The following is a 26207-nucleotide window of genomic DNA, read 5'->3' as shown; positions in this document are numbered from 1 at the left end:
CCCCCCCCCCCCCCCCCCCCCCCCCCCCCCCCCCGACACAGGTGTCAGGCGGCGATGAGCGCCTCGAGCTTGTCGTAGCCGTCGCGCATTCCGTGCTCCATGCCGGACGACACGATCGCATCGCGGTCCTCGATGCTCGGGTACGTCGCGTGTCCCTTCAGGCGCGTGCGGCCGTCGGGCAGGGACTCGAACGTGAGCGTCTCGATGCTCACCTCGTCGGGTGCTCCGGCGTACTCGAACGTCTGGATGACGAACTCGTTCTCGCGCACGGTGTGAAAGACGCCGCGGAAGCCGTACTCGTTGCCCTGCGTGTCGCGGTGAACGTAGCGGTACCGTCCGCCCGTGGTGAAGTCGTGCTCCGCGATATCCATCTCGTAGCCCTGCGGCCCATTCCACTGCTTGACCAGCTCAGGGTCGGCGTGTGCCTGGAACACCCGCTCGACCGGCGCATCGAACTCCCTCGTGAAGTCGATGAACGGTACGCCGTCGGGTGCTTCGATGGTCAGTTCCTTGCTCATGATGGTTCTCCTCTTTCCTTTGAGCGCCGGTTCAGCGCTCGTTCTTTTCAGGTGCGGGTGTCCGTTGCGCCGGATCCTGCAGCCCGGCCAGCACGCCGTCGAGCGCTCGGAACGAGCGTTCGTGTGCGAGGCGGTAGCCGTCGATCCAGCCGGTGAGCTCTTCGAGCGCCCCGGGATTCAGGTGCGCCGGCCGGCGCTGCGCGTCCCGCGTGCGGGTGACCAGTCCCCCCTCCTCGAGCACGTGGATGTGCCGCGAGACGGCCTGCACCGTGATGCCGAACGGCTCGGCGAGCTCGTTCACCGTCGCTGGGCCCCGGCTCAGCCGGGCGATGATCGCCCGACGCACCGTGTCGCCGAGCGCGTGGAAGGCCCGGTTCAGGCGCTCCTCGGTCTCGGCGTCCCCGGCGCGGCTTGAGCCTGTCGGCGACATATTCAACTGAACCCTTTATCAACGAGCATGTTGAATACGATAGACACGGTCGGCAGATCCGTCAAGCGTCTTCCCTTACTCTGGCGACCATGACCGAGACGACGCTTTTCGAGGATCCCCGCTGGCCGCGAGCAGGACGGTGGCCCGGCGCAGACACGGTGGGGGCATCCGCTCGCGTCGACGTCGGCATCATCGGCGTGCCAACGTGGCGCACCTCGCTCTCGGCCACCGGCGCGCATGCCACGCCGGCCGCCATCCGCGCCGCTGTCCAGCGGTATGGCACGTTCGCACCCGGAACCGCGTGGCCGACGGTGGTCGACTTCGGCGACGTGACCGAGCCGGACGGCGACGGCGAGGCGGAGGCGATCGAGGCGGTGCGGCGGGCATCCGCTCGCAGCTCGCTCGTCATCGCGCTCGGCGGCGACAACGCGCTCACCTACAGCGTGGCGCTCGGCGCCTGGACGGCGCGGGGCGAGGCCGACGACACGGCCCATGAGCAAAACCGTGTCCGGGATGCCGGACTCATCACCATCGACGCCCATCACGACCTGCGCGACGGTGTCTCCAACGGCTCACCGGTGCGGCAGCTGCTCGAGGCCGGCCTCGACGGGAACCGCGCGGTCCAGCTCGGCATCGCGGACTTCGCCAACTCCGAGTTCTACGACACGCGGGCGCGGGAGGCGGGCATCCGTGTCGTGCGACGCGACGAGTTCGAGGAGCGACCCATCGAGGCCATCGTCGCTGACGCGCTCGAGACGGCGGGAGCGGCGGACGGCCCGATCCACGTGGACGTCGATGTGGATGCCTGCGACCGAGCGGTGGCGCCGGCGTGCCCCGCCTCCATTCCCGGCGGTCTCTCGGCGTATCAGTTGCGCCGCACGGTGCGCCTGCTCGCCCGCGACCCGCGCGTGACCTCTCTCGACATCGCGGAGGTGGATGCGACGCGAGACGCCGCGGACGGCCGAACGGTGCGCCTTGCCGCCCTCGTGGTGCTGGAGGCGATCGCCGGCTTCGCCGAGCGCTGAGCGTATCCCACGGTGGTCGGCGCGCCCGCCCGTTCATGACTCCTGCAGTTCGTCGTGCGCGCTGCGTTCGACCGTGACCCTGGCGCGTCGGCCGGTCGGCTCGACGGCAGATTGCAGGAGTTACGAACGCGCACCCCTGGCCGCGCCACCCCCGATGCGGCGGCCGAGCTCGGCGGCTGCTCGGGCGATGCGGGCCGCGGTGGCCTCCATGTCGATGTCGCGGTCCGCAGAGAACGTCACAGCGACCGATGCCGCCGGCCATCCCACGTGGTCGGGAACGGCGACGGCCATCGACCGCAGGCCCTCGGTCACCGAGGAGTCCTCGAGCGCATAGCCGCGTTCCCGGATCGCCCTCAACTCGGTGCTGAGCTCGCGATAGGTGGCCACACCAGCGCCGGTGCGGGTCGTGAACGCGCCGCGATCCGGGTAGAGCGCACGCACCTGTGCTGCGGGCAGACCGGCGAGCATGGCGAGGCCCGAAGCCGTGAGGTGTGCGGGGAGCCGCACGCCGACATCCGTGACGAGGTACGGACCGTGCGGTGCGCGCTCCTCCGCGAGGTAGACCACATCACGACCGAGCAGCACGGTGAGGTGGCCGCTGAGGCCTAGGTCGTCGACCAGCCGGGCGAGCACCGGAGTGCCCACCCGGGTGAGCGGCTGCTGCCGGTTGAACCCGCTGGAGAGTTCGAACGCGGCCACGCCCAGGCCGTATTTCTTCAGCTCGGGGATCGGGATGACGAACCCGTGCTCGGTCAACGTCGCGAGCAGTTGATACACGGTCGATCGGGGCAGCGCGAGCGTGCGCGCCACCGTCGCTGCGGCCACGGGACCGCGTTGTTCACTCATCAGCCGCAGGATGCGCAACGTTGCGTCGGCGGCGGGGGCTTTGCCCGGCATCCCGCCATAATACGCCGAAGTCGGGTACGAAGTCCGGTATACCGGACGAGGATGGCGCTCCGAACGCTCGCAGAAGACGGCGCTTGTCGTGCAATGGATTCATGAGCACCGAAGCACCTGTCGTCACCCGCGAGGTCACCGTGGGGATCGGCCCTCTCTCCATCGCCGACGTCGTCGCGGTCGCGCGGCACGACGCCCCCGTCGTGCTCGATGAGGATGCCGTCGCCGCTGTCGCCGAGACCCGTCGCGTGATCGAGGCGCTCGCCGACGACCCCGAGCCGCACTACGGCATCTCGACCGGGTTCGGCGCGCTCGCCACGACGTACATCCAGCGCTCCGACCGCGAGCAGCTGCAGCTCAGCCTGATCCGTTCGCACGCGGCGGGGTCGGGACCCGAGGTGGAGCGCGAGGTCGTCCGCGCCCTTATGCTGCTGCGTCTCTCCACGCTGATGACCGGGCGCACCGGTGTTCGCGAGTCCACGGTGCGCGCGTACGCCGATGTGCTCAACGCCGGCATCACGCCGATCGTTCGCGAGTACGGCTCGCTCGGCTGCTCCGGCGACCTGGCGCCGCTGGCGCACTGCGCTCTCGCGCTGATCGGAGAGGGCGAGGTGCGCGACGCGTCCGGCGCCGTCGTGCCGGCGTCCGAGGCGCTGGCCGAGGAGGGCATCCATCCGATCGTGCTGGCCGAGAAGGAGGGCCTCGCCCTCATCAACGGCACCGACGGCATGCTCGGGATGCTCGCGCTCGCGATCACCGACCTCGAGGCGCTGTACAAGGTCGCGGATCTCACCGCTGCGATGAGCGTGGAGGCGCTGCTCGGCACGGATGCCGTGTTCGCCGCGGATCTGCAGGCACTGCGCCCCCAGCTCGGGCAGGCGGACTCGGCCGCGAACCTGCGCGCGATCCTCGCCGGTTCGCCGATCGTGAAGAGCCACGCCGGCCCCGAGGACCCGACCGTGCAAGACGCCTACTCGCTGCGCTGCAGCCCTCAGGTGGCGGGCGCCGGTCGCGACACGATCGCCCACGCCCGTCTGGTCGCGGACCGCGAGCTCGCGTCTGCCATCGACAACCCGGTCGTCACACTCGACGGCCGCGTCATCTCGAACGGCAACTTCCACGGCGCGCCCGTCGCGTATGTGCTCGACTTCCTGGCCATCGCGGTCGCGGATGCCGCGAGCATCGCCGAGCGCCGCATCGACCGGCATCTGGATGTCTCACGCAACAAGGGCCTGCCGGCGTTCCTCGCCGACCGCGCCGGCGTGGACTCGGGGCTCATGATCGCCCAGTACACCGCTGCCGGGATCGTGAGCGAGCTGAAGCGGCTGGCAGCGCCCGCATCCGTCGATTCGATCCCGTCGAGCGCGATGCAGGAGGACCACGTGTCGATGGGATGGGCCGCTGCCCGCAAGCTGCGCCGCGCGATCGACGGCCTCACCAGGGTGCTCGCCATCGAGCTGCTCACGGCTGCCCGCTCGCTCGACCTGCGGGCACCGCTGCAGCCCGGCGCCGCGACCGCGGCCGCCCGCGCCCTCCTGCGCACCCGGGTCGCGGGCCCAGGACCCGACCGCTGGCTCTCCGCCGAGATCGAGGAGGCCGTCGCGCTTGTGGCCGGAGGCGACGTGCTCGCCGCGGTCGAGTCCGTGACCGGCCCCCTCCGCTGACTTCCCATTCGTGTAACCGAAGGAGCACCATGAACGACCGCCTGCCGATCCACGCACCGCGCGGCACGACGCTGCGCGCCAAGTCGTGGCAGACCGAGGCGCCGCTGCGCATGATCCAGAACAACCTGGACCCGGAGGTGGCCGAGCGGCCCGAGGATCTCGTTGTCTACGGAGGAACCGGCCGTGCAGCCCGCAGCTGGGAGGCGTTCGACGCGATCGTGCGAACGCTGGAGACTCTGGATGCCGACGAGACGCTGCTCGTGCAGTCCGGCAAGCCGGTCGGCGTGTTCCGCACTCACGAGTGGGCGCCTCGTGTGCTGATCGCGAACTCCAACCTCGTGCCGGACTGGGCGACCTGGCCCGAGTTCCGCAAGCTGGAGCAGGCCGGGCTGACCATGTACGGCCAGATGACCGCCGGAAGCTGGATCTACATCGGCAGCCAGGGCATCCTTCAGGGCACGTACGAGACGTTCGCGGCCGCGGCCGACAAGAAGTTCAACGGAACGCTGGCCGGCACGCTCACCCTCACCGGTGGATGCGGCGGCATGGGCGGGGCCCAGCCGCTGGCCGTCACCATGAACGAGGGCGTCGTGCTCATCGTCGACGTGGACCGCGCGCGGCTGCAGCGTCGCGTCGACCACGGCTACCTCGACGAGCTCACGGACGACCTCGACGACGCGATCGCGCGGGTCACGACGGCGAAGAACGAGCGCCGCCCGCTCTCGGTCGGCCTCGTCGGCAATGCGGCGACGGTGTTCCCCGAGCTGCTGCGTCGCGGCGTGCCGATCGACATCGTGACCGACCAGACCAGCGCCCACGACCCGCTCAGCTATCTGCCCGAGGGCGTCTCCGTCGAGGAGTGGCACACCGCAGCCCAGGCCGACCCCGAGGGATTCACGGCGAAGGCGCGGGCATCCATGGCGAAGCAGGTCGAGGCGATGGTCGGGTTCCTGGATGCCGGTGCCGAGGTCTTCGACTACGGCAACTCGATCCGCGCAGAGGCGGAGCTCGCCGGCTACGACAGGGCGTTCGCGTTCCCCGGGTTCGTGCCCGCGCACATCCGCCCGCTGTTCGAGGAGGGCAAGGGACCGTTCCGCTGGGCGGCGCTCTCCGGAGACCCTGCCGACATCGAAGTCACCGACCGTGCGATCCTCGAGCTGTTCCCGAACGACGAGAAGCTGCGCAGGTGGATCACCCAGGCATCCGAGAAGGTGCACTTCGAGGGGCTGCCCGCGCGCATCTGCTGGCTCGGCTACAAGGAGCGGCACCTGGCGGGTCTGAAGTTCAATGAGCTCGTCGCATCCGGCGAGCTCTCCGCGCCGATCGTGATCGGCCGGGACCACCTCGACTCCGGTTCCGTCGCCTCCCCGTACCGGGAGACCGAAGGCATGAAGGACGGCTCGGATGCCATCGCCGACTGGCCGCTGCTGAACGCGCTGCTGAACACCGCGTCGGGTGCCACGTGGGTGTCGATCCACCACGGCGGCGGCGTGGGCATCGGCCGCTCCATCCACGCCGGGCAGGTGGTCGTCGCCGACGGCACCGACCTCGCCGCTCAGAAGATCGAGCGCGTGCTCACGAACGACCCCGGAACCGGCGTGATGCGGCATGTCGACGCGGGTTACGAACGCGCCGCCGAGGTTGCACGCGAACGCGGGCTGCGCATCCCCATGCTTGAAGGGTGAGCGCCACTCGACATCGCGTCGCCGGTCGTGGCGACGCCCAGGGACCGTCATGAGCACGCTCTTCCTGCACGGCATCGGCCTGCTCGTGACGAACGATCCGCACGCTCGCGGTGCCCGGGAGGGCGATCCGCTCGGTGCAGTGCCCGACGCCGCGCTGATCGCACGCGACGGCGAGGTGGTCTGGGCTGGGCCGCAGGCCGACGCCGCTCCGCAGGTCGCGCGCCTCCTCCAGGGTGATGTGGAGCGGGTGGATGCCGGTGGTCACGCCGTCATCCCCGGTTTCGTCGACAGCCACACCCACCTGGCGTTCGCCGGCGACCGGTCAGCCGAGTTCGTCGCCCGGATGGCGGGGGAGCGGTATGCGGCAGGCGGCATCCGCAGCACCATGGCGGCGACGCGCGCGGCAACGGATGAGCAGTTGCGCGCCACGTTGCTGCGCTTCGAACGCGAGCTGGCGTCACAGGGCACCACGACGTTCGAGGTGAAGACCGGGTACGGCCTCGACGTCGAGAACGAGGAGCGGCTGGCCCGTCTGGCCGCGGAGGTGACCGAGGAAGTCACGTTCCTCGGAGCGCACGTGGTGCCGCCCGAGTTCGTGAACGACCGCGACGCCTACGTCGACTTGGTCACGGGTCCCATGCTGGATGCGTGCGCCCCGTATTCGCGCTGGATCGACGTGTTCTGCGAAGAGGGCGCGTTCACGGCGGACGAAGCCGCGCGCATCCTGGCCGCCGGCCGCGCTCGGGGTCTCGGTGCGCGCATCCATGCCGGCCAACTCGGTGTCGGCGAGGGCGTCCGGGTCGCGGTGGAGGCGGATGCCGCGAGCGTCGATCACGCCACGTACCTTTCGCCCGACGACGTGGCCGCGCTCGCCGGGTCGAACACGGTGTGCACGTTGCTGCCGGGCGTGGAGTTCAGCACGAGGCATCCCTACCCGGATGCCCGCGCCCTGCTCGCCGCGGGCGTGACCCTTGCGCTGGCGAGCGACTGCAATCCGGGGTCGTGCTTCACGTCATCGATGCCGTTCGTGATCGCGTTGGCCGTGCGTGAACTCGGCATGACGCCCGATGAGGCGCTCTGGGCGGCTACGGCCGGCGGCGCACGGGCCCTACGTCGTGACGACGTCGGCAGGCTCTCGCCCGGCGCGAGTGCGGACCTCGTGCTCCTGGATGCGCCGAGCCACGTCTACTTCGCGTACCGGCCGGGCGTTCCGCTCGTGCGCCGGGTGTGGAAGCACGGTGTGGAGCTGAGGCTGGTCTGAGCGCTGTACTGCGGTCCGGCTACCGGCGCCAGAACGCCCAACAGCAAACCAGCGTCAGTCGTCTTCCTCGTGGCGCAGCGCGACGCCGAGGGCCAGCAGCGCAGCGACCCACTCCCCGATGAAGATGCCCCAGCGGTCGGACTGCGAGCGCTCGTCCCTCTTCATCCGCGAGACGATCCAGCTCAGGAACACCAGTCCGAGCGAGACGAACGCCGCGATGTAGGCGTGCTCGCTTCTGATGCCCCATCCGTTCAGCATCTTGATCGGGTTGTTGCTCGCGAGTTCGACGATCTCGTTGCGCTTGCTCATGACTGCTCCTCATCTTGACGTCGAAGGGTGTCGGGCGAGCCTGGGTTGCCGCCCCGCCCGCGACGCCGAGCGGCGCCGCATCGAATGACTGGAGCCTACGTCGGCACAATCGGCCGGTACAGGCCCTTGACGTGGGCACCGCCGCTCTGGGCATTCCTGGCGCGGAGTCTCGCCGAGCATGGCCCGGATGCCGCAGAAACGGCCTTGCCTCACGGGCATCCGACCATGCGCCGCATAGGGTTTCCGGTGTGCGGAGACCCGAGAAGCGACGCGACGTGGACTACACGTCGCTGGAGGCGTTGGAAGACGACGCTCTCGACCCGCGAACCGCGACGGGGCCGTACACCGTGACGCTCGGCGATCCGAACGTCGCTCCCGGCAACATCGCGGAGCCGGTATGGGCGCAGTGGCGCGACGAGGTCGCCGCGATCGGCGGCCCCTCACCACTGTTGCACTTCGTCGACACGCCCCGCACGCGCATCGAGCTGAGTGCAACGCATCCCGGGGGACTTCCGCAGTTCATCACCGGCGATCGCACGCTTCTCTCCAGTCTCATCCGCGACGACATCGCGCTGCGCACCGCGAAGGCGGCGGCCGGCGCCATCACGACGAAGGGCATCGAGTTGCGCGCCGTGCGCGGAATCGACGCCGTTCACCTCGGTATCGGCCTGGCGCGGTGGCGCAACGGAGCGGACGAGTATGTCGCACCTGTGCTGCTGCGGCCGGTCGCCATCCGTCGTTATGGTCGCGACTTCGAGCTCAAGCTGCGCGGCAAGACGTTCCTCAACCCCGAGCTCAAGCGTGCGCTGCACGATCAGTTCCGCATCGTGCTCGACGCCGACGCGTTCGTGGCGCTCGCCGAGACGAACGGCGTGTTCAAGCCGCAGCCGGTGATCGACCGGCTGCGCTCCCTCACCAGCCATGTCGAGTCGTTCACGGTGCAGCCGCGGCTGGTCGTGTCATCCTTCGCCGACGTCGCGCACAGCATGTCGGAAGACCTCGGCGACTTCGAGCACGACGTGCTGCTCGCGCTCGCCGGCAACCCCGCGGCGAAAGACCGGGTGGAGACCGCGTTCTCGCCGGCCGAGGTCGTTCCCCAGGACAACCGGCCGCCCTCGATCGACACGCTGCTTCTGGATGCCGACCCCGAGCAGGAGGGTGTCGTCGCCCAGGTGGCCAGCGGCAACTCCATCGTCGTGAAGACCCTGCCGGGCACCGGTGCTACGCAGACGATCGTGGATGCCATCGGCGCGCTCGTCTCCCGCAACCGCCGCGTGCTCGTGGTCGGCCCGCGTCGTTCGAGCCTGGATGCCATCGCCCACCGCCTCGACCAGGTGGGGCTGGGCGGAGCCGCCGTGGCGACCCGCTCCGTGCGCCGGGACCTGATCAGGTCCATCACGCGTAACGAGAAGACCTCGAAGCCGAACGTGGCAGAGGTGGACGATGCGCTCGTGCGCCTGCGCCGTGTGCTGCTGGACTACCGGAACGCCCTGACCTCGCCCGACCCGGCGTTCCGCGTGAGCGTGCTCGACGCGCTCGGCGAGCTCGCGCGGCTCGCGCTGCTTCCTACGCCGCCGCGCACGAGAGCGCGGCTGGACAGGGCATCCATCGAGGCGCTCGCGCACGACCGCACCGAAGCGGCCTCGATCCTGCGCAAGGCGGCAGCGCTCGGCGAGTTCCGCTACGGGCCGGGGGACTCGCCGTGGTACGGCGCCGACTTCCACTCGACGGCGGAAGCCGTTGCCGCGCACGCGCTCGCGAAGCGGCTGAGCAGCATCGAGGTGCCCAGGCTCATCGACCGCTCGACCGCGCTCATCGAGGGCACCAGGCTGCGTCCGTTCGAGAACATCGCCGAGCTCGGCATCTACCTGCGCCTCCTCGCCGACCTGCGCGAGACACTCGACCGGTTCCAGCCCTCCGTCTTCGACCGCCCGCTCGACGAGCTGATCACGGCCACGTCGAACCGACGGGACAGCCCGTCGATGTCGGGCGCGACCAGGCGGCGACTGCGCAAGCTCGCGCTCGAATACGTGCGGCCAGGCGGCCACGTCGCCGACCTCAACGAGTCGCTGCGGCGCATCCAGCAGCAGCGCAAGCTGTGGAACCGGTTCGCGGATGCCGGCGCACCGCCCCGAGTGCCGGTCGGCGTCGCCGACGTGCAGGTTGCATACCAGAAGGTCTCGGAAGACCTGATGAGCCTGGATGTGCCGCTCGGCAGGGCGCGCACGAAGGACTCGCTCACGGTGATGCCGCTTGGCGAGCTCACTCAGATGCTCGGCGGGCTCGCGGTGGAGTCCGAGGTGCTCGTCAACCTGCAGGAGCGCACCGCTCTGCTCTCGCGGTTGCGCGAGCTGCGGCTCGACCCGCTGCTCTCCGACCTCTCCGCCCGGCACGTCACCAGTGAGAACGTGGCCGCCGAACTCGAACTCGCCTGGTGGCAGTCGGTGCTGGAGACCCTCCTAGCCGACGACCATGCGCTGCTGGGCGCCAACACGCGCGTGCTCGACCGCCTGGAGGCCGACTTCCGGCTGGTCGACCAGGCGCACGCATCGGCCACCGGACAGCTGCTGGCTGCGCAGCTCGCCGTGCAGTGGAAGATCGCTCTGGCCGACAACGCGGAGCAGGCGGACGCCCTGCGTCGCATGCTGAAGAACGGATCCGTCACCCCGGCAGTGCTGGCCGAGCGAGCGCCGCAACTCGGCCGCGTGCTGGCGCCGGTGTGGCTCGCATCGCCGTACGACGTGGCGGCGCTGCCGCCCTCGATGGCGTTCGACACGGTCGTGCTGGTGGATGCGGGCGCCTGCACCCTTGCCGAGAACATCGGCGCTCTGCGTCGCGGCCGCCAGGTCGTCGCGTTCGGTGACCCGGTGACGCAGACACCGTCGCCTTTCCGCATCGCCGTGACGGATGCCGGCCAGCCCGGAGCCGTCGAGCCCGAGCACCGCGACGTGGATGCCTGGCACGACTCGTCCGCGCTCGCCCGCCTCGCCGACCTGCTCCCGGTGTACACGCTCACCCGCAGCTACCGGTCCGTGGGCGACGATCTCGCGGAGCTCGTGAACCGCCGCTTCTACGGCGGGCAGATCGAGTCGCTGCCATGGGCCGGCAGCTACCTCGGGCACGCCAGCCTCACGCTCAGCTACGTGCGCGGCGGCCACGGCATGCCGGACGGCGACACCGGAACCGTGGAGAGCGTCGACGCCGAGGTGGCACGCGTCGTCGAACTCGTGCTGGACCACGCGGTGAACCGTTCCCGCGAGTCGCTCATGGTCGTCACGGCCAGCCCGAAGCATGCGGTGCGGGTGCAGCATGCCGTGCTGGCGGCATCCGCGAAGCGCCAGGAGCTGGCCGACTTCATCCTCGGCGACCGCCCCGAGCCGTTCACCGTCGTCACGCTCGAGGAGGCGGTGGCGCAGAGCCGCGACCGCGTCATCTTCTCGATCGGCTACGGACGCACACCGCACGGGCGGCTGCTGTCGTCGTTCGGCGCGCTCGGCGAGCCGGGAGGCGAACGGATGCTCGCCGTCGGCCTGACCCGCGCCAGGCGCGCGATGGACATCGTGTCGTGCTTCCGCCCAGAGGACATCGACCCGTCGCGCATGCGGCACGGCATCGTCGCGCTCGCGCAGGTGCTGGAGGAGGCGGCGGAGATCGAGGCGTCGGCCGACGATGTTCCCGATGACTCCGAGCCGCTGCTCATCGACCTGGCGTACCGGCTCGAGAAGCTCGGCATGAACGTGCAACTCGGTCACCGCGGAGCGCTGCCGCTGGCCGCATCGTACGGCGGCAAGGCCGTCGTGGTCGAGACGGACCGCGTGCTGGGAACCGCCAGCCTCCGCGAGTCGCTGCGTCTGCGCCCCGAGGTGCTGCGGCGCCTGGGCTGGCACTACGTGCGAGTGCACAGCTTCGAGCTCTTCGCCGACCCTGAAGCCGTCGCGCAGCGCATCGGCCGCCTGCTCGGCGCCATCGAGCCCGACGAGAAGGCCTCACCCGAACGCCTACCCTTGAGGGGTGGCTGAACGCAGGACCGGACGACGGGTGCAACGTCCTGGTGCGCCCGGCGCGGACCCCGCTCCGCAGTCCGGCCCGCGTGCAGGCGGGGGAGCGGAGGCGCCGGTGCGAGCATCCGAAGACACCGACCGCGCCTGGGGAGACCGCTCGGACTCCAACGACGACAGGCTGAAACAGGACCTGCCGCCCCATTGGGGCGCTGGAGACTCTAGAGGCTAGCCGAGCTACTCCGTCGCGCCGCCGGTGTGCCGGCCGCCGGCGCCGTCGGTCTTCGGGGCCGTGAGAGCGGCATCCGCCTGCGCGGCGAGCAGGTCGCGGATCTGGGTGAGCAGCTCCACGTCGGCCGGGAGCTTCTCCTCCTCGGCGTCCGGGTTCACTGCACGGCGCGCCTCCGCGAGCTTGCGGAAGTGGTTCATCGGCATGACGAACACGAAGTACACGACGACGGCGACCGCCAGGAACTGGATGACCGCACCGATGATCGCGCCGAACGTCAGGTAAGACGTTCCGCCTGACAGGGTCGGTACACCGACCTTCAGAGCGTTGTCGAGCGACTTCGAGTTGAAGATCGCGCTGACGAGCGGGTTGATCAGTCCGGCCACGATCGCGTTCACTACCGCGGTGAACGCGGCACCGATGACGACAGCGACGGCGAGATCGATCACATTCCCGCGCATGATGAACTCTTTGAAGCCCTTGAGCACGCTTATCCCCCTGCGTTGTGTCGTGGCCGTGCGCGCCGCCCCCAGGCGGCAGTTTCGGGTACTGCCGCTACATAGTACGAGTAAAGAGGCCGATCAGGCCGCAGACCCGGCGGTGCTGGCCGAACTCGTCGTGCTCTTCTTCTCGCTCGGCGTGCTGTCGCTCTTCTTCTCGGATGTCGCGGGCTTCGACTCGGTGCCTGCAGCATCCTTCTTCGAGGGCGACGACTGCGAGGTGCCCGATCGCGAATCGGTGCGATAGAAGCCCGAGCCCTTGAACGTGACGCCGACCGATCCGAAGACCTTGCGCAGCTCGCCGCCGCACTCGGGGCAGGTCGTCAGGGCCGAGTCGCTGAAGGACTGGTGGATGTCGAAGGCGTGCCCGCAGTCGGAGCACTTGTACGCGTAGGTGGGCATGGATCTCTTTCAGCGAAAGCGGAGGATGCGGGTCGGCGTCACCGCGCCCGTCACCGGTTCGTCGTGCCGTTCCCGAGGCACTTCGTCGAGCACCTCGCCGTCGAACACCACGGCATACACCGGAGGACATTTTTCCATGCTGCCCAGGGTTTTGTCGAAGTAGCCCTTGCCCCAGCCCATGCGCATGCCACCGGCGTCCACCGCGGCGGCGGGAACGATGATGAGGTCGACGTCGTTGATCGCGATCGGCCCGAGCAGTTCGCCGACGGCCTCCGGCCAGCCGTGGATGCCCAGCGTCTCCGACTCGCCGTCGTCGACGGTCCAGTCCAGCAGGCCGTCCTCGCGGCTGATCGGCAGCAGCACACGCACGTGCTCCGCGAACGCCCAGTTCAGGAACGGCCTCGTGTTCGGCTCGTTCGGCCCGGACAGATAGCAGGAGAGCGAGCCGGCGTCGTACTCCTCGACGAGGTGCTGGAGGTTCGCCGTGATGCCGGCATCCGCCTTCTCGCGTTCGGTCGCGGTGAGGTTCTGCCGGCGTTCCCGCAGGTCGGCGCGGAGCGCGCGCTTGGCGCTGCTCGGGTCGGAGGCCATACCAGGCATCATAGGGGCGGCGATTCTTCTCACCCTCAAGCCAGCAGATAGCCTGAGCAGATGGCCATCACCAAAGCTGTCATCCCCGCTGCCGGTCTCGGCACCCGGTTCCTGCCGGCCACCAAGGCGATGCCGAAGGAGATGCTTCCGGTCGTCGACAAGCCCGCCATCCAGTACGTGGTGGAAGAGGCGGTCGAGGCGGGGCTGAACGACGTGCTGCTCGTCACCGGTCGTAACAAGTCGCCGCTGGAGAACCATTTCGACCGCGCGACCGAGATCGAGTCGACCCTGCAGGCCAAGGGCGACATGGAGAAGCTGCGCCGGGTGATGTACTCGACCGATCTTGCCGACATGCACTACGTGCGCCAGGGCGACCCGAAGGGACTCGGACACGCGGTGCTGCGCGCTGAGAAGCACGTCGGACGCCAGCCCTTCGCCGTGCTGCTCGGCGACGACATCATCGACAGCCGCGACGTTCTGCTCACCCGGATGATCGAGGTGGCCGAACAGCGCGGGGCGACTGTCGTCGCACTGCTCGAGGTCGACCCGTCGCAGATCCACCTGTACGGTGCGGCGGCGGTCGACGCCACCGACGAAGACGACGTGGTGCGCGTGCGCGGCCTGGTCGAGAAGCCTTCGGCAGAGGATGCCCCGTCGAACCTTGCCATCATCGGCCGCTACGTGCTGCAGCCAGAGGTGTTCGACGTGCTCGAGCACACCGAGCCGGGCAAGGGCGGCGAGATCCAGCTCACGGACGCTCTGCAGGAGCTGGCCGCGGACCCCGACGGTCCCGGGGTGTTCGGCGTGGTGTTCCGCGGTCGCCGTTACGACACGGGCGACCGTCTCGACTACCTGAAGTCCATCGTGCAGCTCGCCGTGGACCGTGAGGACCTCGGACCGAAGCTGCGTCCGTGGCTGCGCGAATTCGCGTCAGGCCTCGCCGACGAGCCAGCCGACGGTGAGAGGCTCGCGGAGCCCGGCGTCGGCGATGGCGCAGCCGGCGCCTGATCGGCTCGGCGAGCGAATAAGCTCAGCTGACGAAGCTCAGCCGCCGAGGGACTCTGCTGTACGAGGAATCCGGCTGCGACAGAACCGAAGGCGACCATCCGTGTACGTGCCCAGCCTCAGCGAGGGTGATGTGGGCATCCGCCCGATCCGGCTGCGGGATTCGCGCGCCCTGGAGAAGGAACTGCTCGACAACCGGAGCTGGCTGCGGCAGTGGGAGGCGACCAGTCCGCACGGGCCTGCGGTGTTCGACACGCGTGCGAGCATCCGATCTCTTCAGGCGTCGTCGAGGGCCGGCCACGGGCTGCCCTTCGTCATGGAGTACGACGGGGAACTGGCCGGGCAGCTGAACGTGTCATCGATCACGTACGGGTCGCTGGCGTCGGCCACGATCGGGTACTGGGTGGCGCAGCGGTTCGCCGGCAAGGGCGTGACGCCGACGAGCGTTGCTCTGGCCACCGACTACTGCTTCTTCCAGCTCGGGCTGCACCGCATGGAGATCTGCATCCGTCCGGAGAACGCGCCGTCGTTGCGCGTCGTGCAGAAGCTCGGGTTCCGGTACGAGGGGCTGCGCCGCAGGTACATCCACATCAACGGCGACTGGCGCGACCACTTCTGCTTCGCGCTCGTCGTGGAGGAGATCCCGCAGGGCGTGCTCCGGCGCTGGAAATCGGGGGAGGTGCCGCAGGATGCCGCCACCATTCCGCAGGCGGACCTCGATGCTGCGGCGCATCCGCTCATCGGCCGCGGCCGCTGAGCGCGCACAAGTTCGCGGACACACGGCGCCCGCGACGGGCTACGCGGGCCTGGCCCGCCTACCGTAGTCACATGCACCCGGGGGATCGTGGACAGGGCAGCCCCATGCGCGGGCCGGCATCGGTAGCTGGAGCGAACTCGTGAACGGCGGAACGCTCAGCGGCGGTGTCGTCGTCGCGCTCGCAGCGACCCTCTGGCTCGCCTACCTGCTGCCCACCTGGTTGCGCCGCCGTGACTACCTCAACGCCGAGCGCAACGCCGTTCGGCTGCAGCAGACCCTGCGCATCCTCGCCGAGACCGCCGAGGCGCCGGAAGAGGTGCGCGTCGAGGCGACGGCGCGCGAGGTCGCGCGCCAGCAGAAGCTTCTGAAGAAGGTGCGGGCGAAAGCGGATGCCGCGGCCCGCGCTCACGCGGTGTCCGAGGCACGAGCGGCCGCGTCCGCCGCCACGATTGCACCGGAGAAGCCCGCACGCGCTGCGTCCGCTGGCTCCCGCGGTGCCTCCGCCGCCGCTTCCCGCGGTGACGCCGCCTCGAAGGGCAAGGACGCGACTCACGCCAAAGCTTCCACGCGACCGGGCACCGCATCGCAGACGCGCGAGGAGCGCGAGCGCGCGTTCGCGCACGCCGTCCGCCGCACGCGCCTGGCCACGACAGGAGTCGTGATCGCCGCGCTGGTCGGCATCGCTTTCGGCGCATACTCGATGGTCACGGCCGAGTCATGGTGGCTGCTGGCGGGATCCACCGCGCTGCTGATCTGCGCCATCGCCGTGCTGCGGAGGCTGGGGCAGCAGGTCGCCGCCCACCAGACCGCTCGACGCTCGCACGTGCCCGTCGTGCGGCAGAACCCCGAGCTGTTCGACCACGCGCTGTTCATCGAGACGGATGCCGCGCCCGAGGAGGTCGAGGAGCGCGACGTGAGCTGGGCGCCGCAGCCGCTGCCCAAGCCGATGTATCAGTCGCCCGGATCGCGAGCGGCGACGGCGATGGCCTCGCTGGACGCGGCCGTCGCGCTGCGCAGGGCGGCCTCGAGGGCCGAGCTCGAGGAGCGCGCTGCCCGGATCGCCGCGGCCAGTGTTCCGAAGCTTCCCGTCGCCGAACCGGTGCGGGAGCCGCGGACCAGCACGCCGGCGGCGTCCGTCGCGGGGAGCGCGAACGAGGGGCAGGCATCCACGGTGCCCGTCGTGCCGAGCCGATATGCGCGTATGGGAGTGCTCGACGACGTGCAGAGCGAGCACCTCGACCTCGACGAGGCGCTGCGGCGCCGTCGCGCCGCAGGCTGAGAGCTCAGCTCAGGATCGTGGCGCCCGCCGAGCGCATCGCCCGCACGAACTCGCCCGCGGTGTCGCGCTCGCGCAGCGTCTTGAAGTTGTTGCGCGAAACCCGGTTGATGGACTCGTGGCTGACGACGACCTGGAGGGGTCCGGTCGCGGCCGAGTCCACGGTCAGGTCATTGTTGGCCAGCACGAAGTTGACCCGGATGCCGAACGACACCGCCGGGTATGACCAGGCCGGCTGAGTCGCACCCTCCGGGATGAAGGCGAGCCACCCGGCAGACAGCGCGAGCGTTCCGAAGCCGGTGAAGGCATCCAGGTGTCCCGCCCGCCGTACGTGCGCGTTCCATCGACCCTCGGGGGCCACCTGCGGAGCGGCGGGCACTTGCATTCCTGATGTCACATGATCAACCGGGTTGCGGGCGAGGCGCATCACGACGAGCACGATGGCGACGACGATCGCGGCCGCCACGAGCGCGATCGGAATCGCGTACAGGAGCACCAGCGGAGTCAGTGACACCACAGCAGTCTGCGCGATCGCGGCTGCCGTGCCATGGGGAGTGGTCCCCATTCCGGGCATCGCGGGTACTTCCTAGGCTGCCGGCATGGGGGAACACCGCACTGAGGGGCAGGAGCGTGCCGCACGCCGGCCGACCCGATCGAGGAGGCGGGCGGCACGCATCCTGGTGCGGACCTCTGCGCTGGTGGTCGCCGTGCTCGCCGCACTGGGCACGATCGCTCCGGCGGAGGCCGCTCCCGCGACGAAGACCGTCGCGACGAACGCCGCCGAGGCCGCGACGAGCAAGACGGTTCCGGTCGAGGCGGTGTTCCAGTACCGCGCGTCGCACGACTCCACGAAGGACCTCGTCCACGGCGCCATCCACGCGGTCGTGCGCATCCCGGGAGGCACCGCCGTGTTCTACAGCGTGGCCGGCCCAGGCGACACCGCCGCGGGCGTGATGCCGAGCCTCGGACTCGACACGCCCTACAACGCGTTCTCGGCCTGGTCCGTCGGCATCATCGACACGAAGGGCCTGAAGTACTACATGCCGCTGTCACGGGGCGAGGGCTCCTGCCTGTGCAGCAGGGTCGGCGACATCGCCGGCATCTCGGGCACGAAGACGCCCCTCGTCGGCTGGGCCGTGATGCCACCACTGCCCAGGAACGTGACGCACGTCACGATCCAGTTCGCTTTCGGCACTCTCATTCCCGGCGTGGCCGTCACCACGCACCTTCCTCAGCCCTTGGTTCCGTCCGGATGGCAGAACACCGGGCTGCAGACCACGTCGATCCCGCTCGGCAAGGGTTGGCCGAAGCCCCCGCCCACCACCGCGATCAAGGCGGCGAATGCGCAGCAGTCGATCCGACCGCTCGCGCGGAACACGGCGAATCCGCAGGAGGCCACGAAGGAGACGACCGACACGTCGTCCATCTCGGTCGACTCGAACGTGCTCTTCGCGTTCAACGAGTCGACGCTCTCGCCGCAGGCGAACAGCGTGCTGATGGATGTCGCGTCGAAGATCCAGAAGGCCGGCGCCGGCACCGTGTCGATCGTCGGGTACACGGATGACATCGGTGACGACGCGTACAACCTCACACTGTCGCAGGCGCGGGCGCAGTCCGTGCTCGCGGCGCTCTCGAAGCTCGTGACCGACCCGAAGATCACGTTCACGGCGTCGGGCATGGGGGAGCAGGACCCGGTGGCCGACAACAGCACCCCGGAGGGGCGTCAGCTGAACCGTCGCGTCACGATCACGTTCACGAAGGCGGGCAGGTGATGGAGCAGGTGAAGACACGCCCATTCGTCGTCGCGGCAGCCGCCGCGGCGCTCGTTCTGGCCCTGTGCGGGTGCACTGCTACGGGGCATCCGTCGTCCAGAGCCTCGGCGATGCCGAGCGCAGGCGCGACGGAGATGCCGGTGAAGGATGCCATCGCGAAGGTCATGGCGAAGGCCAAGGACCTCCCCGTGCTGGGCACGTCGAACGGAACGCTGGACGGCCCTGGCGCGACAGTGAAGGTGGTCGCCCAGGTGCTTCAGGTGAAGGCGATGACGGACGAGACGCTCGTCGTGTGGCGGCTGAAGAGCGCCACGGACCAGGCGGTGCTCACGACCTCGTTCCAGCTCTCGCATCCGCCGCTGTCCGACACGAGACTGCTCGGCGTTGTCGATCCGAGGGCGAAGACCACGTACCGGCCCTACACCTACGTTCCCATCGAGGGCGACGGCCGCGACAACTCGTGCCTGTGCAGCGACCTCCCGTACCAGGTCGACGGCAACGGCGAGGTGCTCTACGCCGTCGTGCCGCCGCTGCCGGCCTCTGTGACGTCGGTGGACGTCACGCTGCCCGGGTTCGCAGACGTCAACGGTGTCAAGGTCCAGCGCTCGAAGCAGTAGGCCGGCAGCGTCCCCGCCACGGGCAATTCGCCGAGACCGACCGTTTGGTATACCATTTGCGGGTGAGTGAACCGAACCTGATTCTGACCGGCATCCGTCCCGCCTTCCCCGTCACGCACGGCGAGGCATCCGTCGACCTCGTGATCGAGGGCGACAGGATCGCGGAGGTCGTGCCGTCCGGAACGGCAGCGGTCGCTCATCCCGAAGCGGTCGTCGAGGACGGCAGGGGCATGCTGGCGCTGCCTGGCCTCATCAACGCGCACGCCCACGTTGACAAGTCGTGGTGGGATCGGGAGTGGGTGCCGTACGGCGGCGAGGCGACGACGCAGGGCAGGATTGCGCACGAGCGGGCGCATCGCGACGAGCTCGGCATCCCGTCGGCTCGTGGTGCAGAGCTCGTGCTGCGCGAGTTCCTCCGGCACGGCACGACGGCGACGCGCTCGCACGTCGACGTGGACTTGGGGCTCGGGCTGAAGGCGGTCGAAGACGTACTGACGGCGGCCGACAACCTGGGCGGCGCGGTCGAGGTGGAGCTGGTGGCGTTCCCGCAGGACGGCGTCGTGCGTCGTCCCGGCGTGCTCAAGCTGCTCGAGGAGGCCGTGGCGCTCGGTGCCAGGAACATCGGCGGTCTTGATCCCGCCGGCATCGATCGCGATCCGGTCGCTCAGCTGGACGGGCTGTTCGACATCGTCGATCGCACGGGCGCCGGACTCGACATCCACCTGCACGACCCGAACGAACTGGGCGCTTTCCAGCTCGAGCTGATCATCGACCGCACGCTCGCCGTCGGGGCCCAGGGGCGCGTGAACATCGCGCACGGATTCGCCATCGGCGACACCAAGGGCGTCGCCCAGCAGGAACTGCTGCACCGGCTCGCGGAGGCGGGCATCTCGTGGACCACCGTCGCTCCGGTGCGCACCCAGCCGCTGCCGTGGCGCGCGATGTCGGAGGGCGGCATCCGTCTCGGTCTCGGGACCGACGGCATCCGCGATCTCTGGAACCCGTTCGGCGACGGCGACCTGCTGAAGGTGGCGCTGACGTTCGCGCGGCTGCACGGCATGCACAACGATGAGGATCTCGCCCGCGCAGTGAGCCTGGCCACCGGTGAGGCTGCGGCGTTCGTGCACCGATCGCACCACGGGCTCGAGGTCGGCGACAGGGCGGATGTCGTGCTCGTCGACGCCCAGAATGTGCAGGATGCGCTCGTGCGCGATCCCCGCCGAGAGCTCGTCATCGCGGGTGGCCGGGTCGTCGCGCGTGCCGGCGAACTGACGATCTAGAGGGCGTCGAGTCTTGATCGGAGAGAATCGGCAGCGCGCGCGTCGCCGGGGCGTCCGGGCGGCGATGGCATCGCTGCGCGGCAACCCGGCATTCCGCAGCCTCTGGCTGTCGAACCTGTTCTTCTTCGGCGGCGTCTGGACCCAGACACTCGTGCTGGGGTGGCTCGCCTTCGACATGACGCACTCCGACTTCGCGGTGGCGGTGTTCACCGCCGCGCGTCTGGCACCCATGCTTCTCGGACCGGTCGCCGGAGCGTTCGCCGACCGGCACAACCGTGTCGTGCTGCTCATGGTGATGTGCGGTTGGGCGGTGATCGTCGTCTCGGTCGTGGCATCGTTCGCCTCGGCGGGCATCCTGTCGTACTGGGGTCTGGTCGCCGGCGGTTTCGCGATCGGGCTGGCGCAGTCGCCCTCTCAGCCGGCGCGGGCATCCCTCGTTCTCGATCTCGTCGGAACAGCGAACCTCTCGAACGCTAACGCGTTGAACGCGCTGGCGCTGAACGTGACGCAGGTGATCGGCCCGGCCATCGGCGGCGCGATGATCGCCGCGCTCGGGGCACCCGCAGCGCTGTGGATCTCGACCGCCTGGTACGCGCTGTCGTTGGTGCTGCTGCTTCCGCTGCGTCGAGTGCGCCAGACACGGCACGCCGAACACGAACCGGTTCTGGCGATGGTGGCCAGCGGCCTGAGGGTCATCGGGCGCAACCGCATCGCCGTCGCCGTGCTGCTCGTGACGGTAGCCGCGAACATCCTGCTGTGGCCGATCTACCAGTCGTTCATGCCGGTCTTCGCCGATGAACGTCTGCAGCTGGATGCCGCGGGGCTCGGCGCCCTCCTCACCTTCGCCGGCGTGGGCGGGCTGATCGGCTCGCTGATCATCGCCGCTATGGGCGATTTCCGCCGCAAGGGTGCGCTGTTCGTCTTCGGCACCATGGCGTGGGCCGTGTGCTGGGCGGTGTTCTCTCAGCTGCAGTGGCCGCCGGCCGCGTTCGCTCTGATGGCGCTGATCGGTCTCGCCAGCGCGGCGTTCGGCGTGCTGCAGACCACCTTGCTCCTGCTCGCGACCGAGCCGGCGGTTCACGGGCGCGCCCTCGGGGTGCAGGAGCTCGCGATCGGGGTCATGCCGGTCGCCACGCTTGGGCTCGGCGCCATCGCCGACCGGGTCGGGGTCGCCATGACGACGCTCGTCGCCGCGATCTTGCTGATCGTCGCGCTCATCGTGCTCGTGCTGCGCGTTCCGCGGCTGCTCAAGGTGGGTGAACCGGATGCCGGTGCGAGGGCAACCGAAGCCGCTGAGGACGCGCGGGCGGGGCATCCGTAAACTACGACGACCTCGCGAGAGGGTCAGCGCGTGTCGGACTGCCTCGCGGCATCATCGTGCTCGGCCTGCTGGCGGCGCCCCTTCTCGAGGTGCTCGGCGGCGAGGTCGAGCACCCGGTCGGTGTCGCGCAGCGCGATCGCCTCGAGGAGTTCGGCGTGCTGCCGTGCGATCAGGGCAACGTCGTCGTGCTGTCCGAACAGCCAGCGCATGCGGCTTCGCAGCACGAGCTCGACTTCCGACAGCAGGCGGTTGCCTGCCAGGTCGGTGACGATCTCGTGGAAGTCCGCAGCAGCGCGCCGGGCTGCGACCACGTCGCCGCGCTCGGCAGCCGTGAGCTCGGCGTTCACGGCCGCGCGCAAGCGTTCCAGGCCCTCGCGCGTGTGGCGCTGTGTCGCCAGCCGGAACGACAGCGCCTCCAGCCCTTCGCGCACCTCGTGCAGATCGGCGATGTCGCTGGGCGTGAACTCGCGCACGACCGCCCAGGTGTTCGGCCGTAGCGTGACGAGGCCCTCCGACTCGAGCGTCTTCAGCGCGTCGCGTACCGGCACCCGGCTCACGCCGAGTTCCGCGGCGAGGTCTCTCTCGACGAGCTTGCTCCCCGCGGGTCGTACTCCGTCGAGGATGTCGTCGCGCAACCGGGCGGCGACGCGCACGGCTTCCGGTTCACGGGGAGTCGTCGCGGTCACCGCACCATCCTCGCACCCAGCGGCATCATGCTCATTTGGTATACCAGGCGCTCGTGACGAGCGTGTCGGGACTTCCTGTCCGAACGTGTCATCATCCACGCCGGAAACCACCATCCGGGACCGGAATCCGCCTCTCGCGGGCGCGTCGGCTCGACTCCGAGGGGGGCCCCGGAATAATGGACGCTTGTGGCCGTTTCCCGTCGCCGGAGCGACCACGAGCCTCCACAAGTTCGTCGGACCACCCACCCTTGTGAAGGCGCTGACCGATTCCGAGTGTGACTGCGCAACGTGCTAAAGTCTCATACGCACTTGGGGCTATGGCGCAGTTGGTAGCGCGTCTCGTTCGCAATGAGAAGGTCCGGGGTTCGAATCCCCGTAGCTCCACACGATTGAGCGAAGGAAGAGAGCAAGCTTGCTTGCTCTCGGACTGAGCGATTGAGTGTTGAGGCGCGCAGCGCCGAACACCAAAGTGTTTGAGGGCCCCCGCTCGGCGGGGGCCCTCAATCACTTAATCGGTACCGCGATTCGAACCCTTGGGTGGGCCCACGCCGCGACGGGCCCCGTGCCGCCACCGTCTCTACTCCTCGCCGATGTCCTCGTTCCAGAGGTCGGGGTTGGCGGCGATGAATTCGGTCATGACGGCGATGAGGTCGGGATCCTGCAAGACATCGACGCTTACGCCATTCTCACGGAGCCAGTCCTCGCCTCCGTAGAACGTGGTGTTCTCGCCGATGACCACGCGACCGATCCCGAATTGCCTCACGAGTCCGGAGCAGTACCAGCATGGTGACAGCGTCGTGACCATCGTGGTGCGTCGGTACGATCGCTGCCGCCCGGCGGCGAGGAACGCCGAGGTCTCACCGTGCAGCGCTGGGTTGTCGCCCTGCACGCGCTGGTTGCGTCCCGAGCCGAGCAAACGGTCGTTCTCGTCGAAGAGTGCGGCCCCGATCGGGATGCCGCCCTCGCCGCGGCCCGCGAGGGCTTCGTAGCGAGCCACGTCGAGTTTCTCGGCGTCCGTGGCGTACACCGCACCGACGATCGGCGCGCTCATGCGACGTCATCCGCAGCGTCGACGCCGACCACGACTTCCGGCTCTTCGGAGAGGGGACCGCCGACTTTGGGCTTGAAGACGTGGAACAGGATCAGGTAGATCAGCCCGGCGAGCACGAAGCCGACCAGCGGCGTGAGGTCGCCGATCGCTGAGGTCGCATCCTTCCCGGCCGGCGTGGTGAGTCGCACGATCAAGCCGGAGTAGAAGGTCTGGTTGGAGAACAGCCAGATCGAGATGGCGCCACCGATGACGAGCGCGAGGATGCCCGCCGGGTTGCGGTAGCGCGCCTTGTCGGGGATGAACGCCGCGATCGCGGTGCCGCGCCGCAGGAACCGGTCGACGAACACGATCCCCAGCCACGGCGCGATCCAGTACGCGATGACGAGAAGGAAGTTGTCGTAGTTGTTGTAGAAGTCCAAGTTGATGACCGCGATGAGCGCGATGACGAACCCGAGGATGCCGAATCCGATCGCGATGATCGCTCGACGGAGTGAGAACGGAATACGCACGCCGGCGGCGAGGAACGACATCGCACCGGAGTACACGTTGAGGGCGTTGGCGGCGATGGCACCGACCGCGATGCCGATCAGCGTGAGATCGCCGATCCAGGTGGGCATCCCGGTGACGTAGGCGTCGGTGGGGAGCGCGGCGGGGTTGGCGATGAGCGCGGCCGCGGCGCCCCCGGCCATCAGGACGGTGCAGGAGACGAAGTTGCCGAGGCCGGCGGCCCAGGCGGTTGTGACGGGACTGACATTCTTCGGGAGATAGCGGCTGTAGTCGGACGCATACGGGTTCCAGCCGGCGGCGTAGCCGAACGCGGCCGACGCGGTCAGAGTGAAGCCGGCGAAGCTGAAGCCGTGGTGGCTTGCTATCGCGGCACCGACGTGGGGGTTCATGAAGACGGCGCCGGTGGCGAGCAGGAACACGACCCCGAGCACGATGCTCGCGTAACGCTCGAAGACCTGCACGAGGTCGTGGCCGACGAATGCGAGCGCCACCTCGAGCACGACGATGATGATGAGCGACAACCATGCGGGCATGCCGGTCAGCGTCGTGAGCGCGAGTGCGCCGGAGACCGAGTTGACCGCGAACCAGCCGAGGCCCGCCATGACCGTATTGATGGCGGCCGGCAGGATGTTGCCGCGCAAGCCGAACGCAGTACGGCTCAGTACGAGCTGGGCAAGGCCCTCGCGCGGACCCCACGACGACAGGATGCCCTGGGTCGCGGCCCCGAGCACGTTGCCGAGCACGACCGCCGACACCGCCTGCCAGAAGCCGAGCCCGAAGTAGGCCACGCCGATGAATCCGACGAACACGGTCGCGAATTCGAGGTTCGGCGCCGACCAGGTCGCGAGCAGCTGCCACGGCGAACCGTGCCGCTTGTCGATCGGGATCGACTCGATTCCGCCGGGTTCGATGGTGGTGGGGCGCGCGGAAGCGGTCACGGTCATGGCGCAACGATAGCGATTCCGCCCGTTTCGGCGCTGTTTCATTTTGCTGTGCGGCCGTACGTTCAAGAATGGCGCTAAGCGGACAGGAAAAGGCGGGCACAAACCTCGCGATGGGATGCGCGGACTCTGTCGACCCACGAAAGCGGAGACGCCGGACGGTGGTGCTCTTGGACCGTGCGCTTCCACCGAGGAAGGGTCCCATGGGCGATGCGAGCGGCCTGGTAAGCGGCTCCCCGAGCCGCATATTCGAGCGGTTGTGGGTAAGCAACGTCTAGTCCAGTCAGGTCTGCGATTGCCTGTCGAAGAGCTGATGATCTGGCGCCGCCTCCAACAACAGTGATGGAATCGCAACGTGCTCCGGCGAGCTGCAGGTCCTCGAGTCCTTGTGCTACCGAGTTCGCCATTCCGAGAATCGCTGCTCTGGCGAGGTTCTCTGCTGTCATCGATTCGCGAGTCAGGCCGACGAGGCTGCCCGTAGATCCCGGCAACAGCGGCGTTCGTTCGCCGTCGAGGAACGGGAGGAAGGTCAGGCCACATGCATCCGAGGCCGCCTCGCGAGCTAGTCGGTCAAGGTCTCCCAGGCTCACTCCAAGCATGCGGGCCGTAGCGCTGAGCGTTCTGGCGCCGTTGAGGCTGACGACGATGGGAAGATAGGAGTCCATCGCATCCGCCATGTCATCCACCCGTCCTGTCTCGTCCCGTAGTGGGTTCGGCCACGTCACAGAGATCGTCAGGCTCGTACCGATCGACACAACGACTTCTCCGACGAGGCTCCCAAGCCCAAGGTGGGTAGCTGCGTTGTCGCCGAGTCCTGGTGCGACGAGAACGCCGCCCGGAAGATGTCCGGCGGGCTCGTTCGGGTTGAGCACTCGCGGGACTCTCACGTTATGACCGAGAGCGAGAGTTATCAGATCCGGGAGGTATTCCCTGAGCGTGGGGGACCAGTATCCCGTTGACGATGCGTCCGATCGGTCCGTGGTCGGCTCCACGCCGGCTCGCGCTCCGCCGCGCAGGTTCCAGGTGAGCCAATCATGCGGAAGCATGACGGACTGAAGCCGTTGGGCGTGCTCCGGCTCGGCCTCCGCGAGCCAACGCAGCTTGGAGATCGGGTGTGCGGCGCCCGGGAGGACACCGATCTCCCTTGCCCACCAGCCGGGCCCGAGAGCAGCACGCAGGGAAAGGCCCTGTGAGATTGCGCGGCTGTCATTCCAGAGGATGGCGTCACGGATGACCTCGCCGTTCCCGTCGAGGAAGATGGTGGAGTGCTGTTGCGCCGTGATGGCAAGAGCGTCGATATCAGTCAGATTCGTGGCGCCTACGCCCTCGAAGGCGTCCCACCAGCGCTGCGGCGCGAGTTCGGTGCCGTCGGGATGCGGCAGAGCGCTGGAGTGCAAGAGCTCCCCAGTGTCGGCGTCAAGGATGACGAGCTTGCAGCTCTGCGTGGACGAATCGATGCCTGCGACGCGTCGTGTCGTTCTCATG

Annotated in this window: 25 protein-coding genes and 1 tRNA gene; 14 read left to right on the top strand and 12 right to left on the bottom strand. The window is 69.0% G+C overall.

All coding sequences use genetic code 11. The features are described 5' to 3' along the window. Positions 1 to 44: 44 nt before the first annotated feature. Together ACTHNC_RS01870 and ACTHNC_RS01865 are read right to left on the bottom strand one after the other, a co-directional pair. Positions 45 to 518: an SRPBCC family protein gene (locus tag ACTHNC_RS01870; RefSeq protein ID WP_440292889.1), complete on the bottom strand. Its 474-nt coding sequence runs from the start codon at positions 516 to 518 to the stop codon at positions 45 to 47. Between the two features lie 31 nt (positions 519 to 549). Next, on the bottom strand, positions 550 to 948 hold the full coding sequence (locus ACTHNC_RS01865; RefSeq protein ID WP_440292888.1) for an ArsR/SmtB family transcription factor: 399 nt from the start codon (positions 946 to 948) through the stop codon (positions 550 to 552). 89 nt (positions 949 to 1037) lie between these two features. On the opposite strand from ACTHNC_RS01865, the gene ACTHNC_RS01860 reads away from it, so the two are divergent. Further along, entirely contained in the window at positions 1038 to 1973 is a 936-nt protein-coding gene (locus tag ACTHNC_RS01860; RefSeq protein WP_440292887.1) for an arginase family protein, read from the top strand. 120 nt (positions 1974 to 2093) lie between these two features. Here the strand turns inward: ACTHNC_RS01860 and ACTHNC_RS01855 are convergent, their stop codons facing one another. Next, positions 2094 to 2870 carry an IclR family transcriptional regulator gene (locus tag ACTHNC_RS01855; RefSeq protein WP_440292886.1) on the bottom strand — a complete coding sequence of 259 codons (777 nt, stop codon included), beginning with the start codon at positions 2868 to 2870 and terminating at the stop codon, positions 2094 to 2096. Positions 2871 to 2971: 101 nt separating this feature from the next. Here ACTHNC_RS01855 and hutH point away from each other — a divergent pair, with 101 nt between their 5' ends. From hutH to hutI, 3 genes are read left to right on the top strand one after another with little or no spacing between them, the layout of a single operon-like run. Then, the gene (gene hutH, locus ACTHNC_RS01850; protein ID WP_440292885.1) at positions 2972 to 4534 is read left to right on the top strand and encodes a histidine ammonia-lyase; all 1563 of its coding nucleotides are present in this window, start codon (positions 2972 to 2974) and stop codon (positions 4532 to 4534) included. A gap of 29 nt (positions 4535 to 4563) precedes the next feature. Then, the gene (locus ACTHNC_RS01845; protein ID WP_440292884.1) at positions 4564 to 6219 is read left to right on the top strand and encodes a urocanate hydratase; all 1656 of its coding nucleotides are present in this window, start codon (positions 4564 to 4566) and stop codon (positions 6217 to 6219) included. Positions 6220 to 6268: 49 nt separating this feature from the next. Then, positions 6269 to 7480, top strand: a complete 1212-nt coding sequence (gene hutI, locus ACTHNC_RS01840) for an imidazolonepropionase (RefSeq protein ID WP_440292883.1) — start codon at positions 6269 to 6271, stop codon at positions 7478 to 7480. A 54-nt stretch (positions 7481 to 7534) separates the two neighbouring features. Here hutI and ACTHNC_RS01835 read toward each other — a convergent pair whose 3' ends face one another. Further along, a complete protein-coding gene (locus tag ACTHNC_RS01835) occupies positions 7535 to 7789 on the bottom strand; it encodes a hypothetical protein (protein ID WP_440292882.1) in 255 nt (84 codons plus the stop codon). A gap of 248 nt (positions 7790 to 8037) precedes the next feature. On the opposite strand from ACTHNC_RS01835, the gene ACTHNC_RS01830 reads away from it, so the two are divergent. Both ACTHNC_RS01830 and ACTHNC_RS01825 read left to right on the top strand, forming a co-directional pair. Continuing rightward, positions 8038 to 11808 carry an AAA family ATPase gene (locus tag ACTHNC_RS01830; protein WP_440292881.1) on the top strand — a complete coding sequence of 1257 codons (3771 nt, stop codon included), beginning with the start codon at positions 8038 to 8040 and terminating at the stop codon, positions 11806 to 11808. Further along, positions 11801 to 12019, top strand: coding sequence for a hypothetical protein (locus ACTHNC_RS01825; protein WP_440292880.1), 219 nt, complete (start codon positions 11801 to 11803; stop codon positions 12017 to 12019). The genes ACTHNC_RS01830 and ACTHNC_RS01825 overlap by 8 nt, the downstream gene beginning before the upstream one ends. 5 nt (positions 12020 to 12024) lie before the next feature. On the opposite strand, the gene mscL is transcribed toward ACTHNC_RS01825, so the two are convergent. From mscL to ACTHNC_RS01810, 3 genes are all read right to left on the bottom strand, one after another. Further along, positions 12025 to 12504: a large conductance mechanosensitive channel protein MscL gene (gene mscL / locus ACTHNC_RS01820; protein WP_440292879.1), complete on the bottom strand. Its 480-nt coding sequence runs from the start codon at positions 12502 to 12504 to the stop codon at positions 12025 to 12027. A gap of 93 nt (positions 12505 to 12597) precedes the next feature. Next, entirely contained in the window at positions 12598 to 12918 is a 321-nt protein-coding gene (locus tag ACTHNC_RS01815) for an FmdB family zinc ribbon protein (RefSeq protein WP_440292878.1), read from the bottom strand. Positions 12919 to 12927: 9 nt separating this feature from the next. Further along, complete coding sequence (locus tag ACTHNC_RS01810) at positions 12928 to 13509, bottom strand: 5-formyltetrahydrofolate cyclo-ligase (protein ID WP_440292877.1); 582 nt, start codon at positions 13507 to 13509, stop codon at positions 12928 to 12930. A 60-nt stretch (positions 13510 to 13569) separates the two neighbouring features. Between ACTHNC_RS01810 and galU the strand changes: the two genes are divergently transcribed. From galU to ACTHNC_RS01795, 3 genes are all read left to right on the top strand, one after another. Beyond that, entirely contained in the window at positions 13570 to 14517 is a 948-nt protein-coding gene (gene galU / locus ACTHNC_RS01805) for a UTP--glucose-1-phosphate uridylyltransferase GalU (protein WP_440292876.1), read from the top strand. Positions 14518 to 14617: 100 nt separating this feature from the next. Beyond that, entirely contained in the window at positions 14618 to 15271 is a 654-nt protein-coding gene (locus ACTHNC_RS01800) for a GNAT family N-acetyltransferase (RefSeq protein WP_440292875.1), read from the top strand. A gap of 139 nt (positions 15272 to 15410) precedes the next feature. Continuing rightward, positions 15411 to 16550, top strand: coding sequence for a hypothetical protein (locus ACTHNC_RS01795; protein WP_440292874.1), 1140 nt, complete (start codon positions 15411 to 15413; stop codon positions 16548 to 16550). Between the two features lie 4 nt (positions 16551 to 16554). Here ACTHNC_RS01795 and ACTHNC_RS01790 read toward each other — a convergent pair whose 3' ends face one another. Then, positions 16555 to 17061 carry a hypothetical protein gene (locus ACTHNC_RS01790; protein ID WP_440292873.1) on the bottom strand — a complete coding sequence of 169 codons (507 nt, stop codon included), beginning with the start codon at positions 17059 to 17061 and terminating at the stop codon, positions 16555 to 16557. 85 nt (positions 17062 to 17146) lie between these two features. Here ACTHNC_RS01790 and ACTHNC_RS01785 point away from each other — a divergent pair, with 85 nt between their 5' ends. The 4 genes from ACTHNC_RS01785 to ACTHNC_RS01770 all read left to right on the top strand — a co-directional run bounded on the left by ACTHNC_RS01785 (position 17147) and on the right by ACTHNC_RS01770 (position 21537). Next, positions 17147 to 18319, top strand: a complete 1173-nt coding sequence (locus ACTHNC_RS01785; RefSeq protein WP_440292872.1) for an OmpA family protein — start codon at positions 17147 to 17149, stop codon at positions 18317 to 18319. An 8-nt stretch (positions 18320 to 18327) separates the two neighbouring features. After that, positions 18328 to 18936, top strand: coding sequence for a hypothetical protein (locus ACTHNC_RS01780; RefSeq protein ID WP_440292871.1), 609 nt, complete (start codon positions 18328 to 18330; stop codon positions 18934 to 18936). 62 nt (positions 18937 to 18998) lie between these two features. Next, positions 18999 to 20216, top strand: a complete 1218-nt coding sequence (locus tag ACTHNC_RS01775; protein ID WP_440292870.1) for an amidohydrolase family protein — start codon at positions 18999 to 19001, stop codon at positions 20214 to 20216. Positions 20217 to 20280: 64 nt separating this feature from the next. After that, a complete protein-coding gene (locus ACTHNC_RS01770) occupies positions 20281 to 21537 on the top strand; it encodes an MFS transporter (protein WP_440292869.1) in 1257 nt (418 codons plus the stop codon). Positions 21538 to 21560: 23 nt separating this feature from the next. Here ACTHNC_RS01770 and ACTHNC_RS01765 read toward each other — a convergent pair whose 3' ends face one another. Continuing rightward, positions 21561 to 22223 carry a GntR family transcriptional regulator gene (locus ACTHNC_RS01765; protein WP_440292868.1) on the bottom strand — a complete coding sequence of 221 codons (663 nt, stop codon included), beginning with the start codon at positions 22221 to 22223 and terminating at the stop codon, positions 21561 to 21563. A gap of 311 nt (positions 22224 to 22534) precedes the next feature. Here ACTHNC_RS01765 and ACTHNC_RS01760 point away from each other — a divergent pair. After that, a tRNA-Ala gene (locus tag ACTHNC_RS01760) sits at positions 22535 to 22607 on the top strand. 193 nt (positions 22608 to 22800) lie between these two features. Here the strand turns inward: ACTHNC_RS01760 and ACTHNC_RS01755 are convergent. From ACTHNC_RS01755 to ACTHNC_RS01745, 3 genes are all read right to left on the bottom strand, one after another. Then, positions 22801 to 23274, bottom strand: a complete 474-nt coding sequence (locus ACTHNC_RS01755; protein ID WP_440292867.1) for a nucleoside deaminase — start codon at positions 23272 to 23274, stop codon at positions 22801 to 22803. Then, positions 23271 to 24725, bottom strand: a complete 1455-nt coding sequence (locus tag ACTHNC_RS01750; protein WP_440292866.1) for a purine-cytosine permease family protein — start codon at positions 24723 to 24725, stop codon at positions 23271 to 23273. The genes ACTHNC_RS01755 and ACTHNC_RS01750 overlap by 4 nt, the downstream gene beginning before the upstream one ends. A gap of 74 nt (positions 24726 to 24799) precedes the next feature. Beyond that, positions 24800 to 26206, bottom strand: coding sequence for a xylulokinase (locus ACTHNC_RS01745; protein ID WP_440292865.1), 1407 nt, complete (start codon positions 26204 to 26206; stop codon positions 24800 to 24802). Between the last annotated feature and the right edge of the window lies 1 nt (position 26207).

Origin of the sequence: Humibacter sp. (assembly GCF_051954055.1) — a bacterium.
Classification (GTDB): Bacteria; Actinomycetota; Actinomycetes; order Actinomycetales; family Microbacteriaceae; genus Humibacter.
Note: the sequence above shows the minus strand (reverse complement) of the source record. Positions and strands in the feature narration are given on the sequence as shown.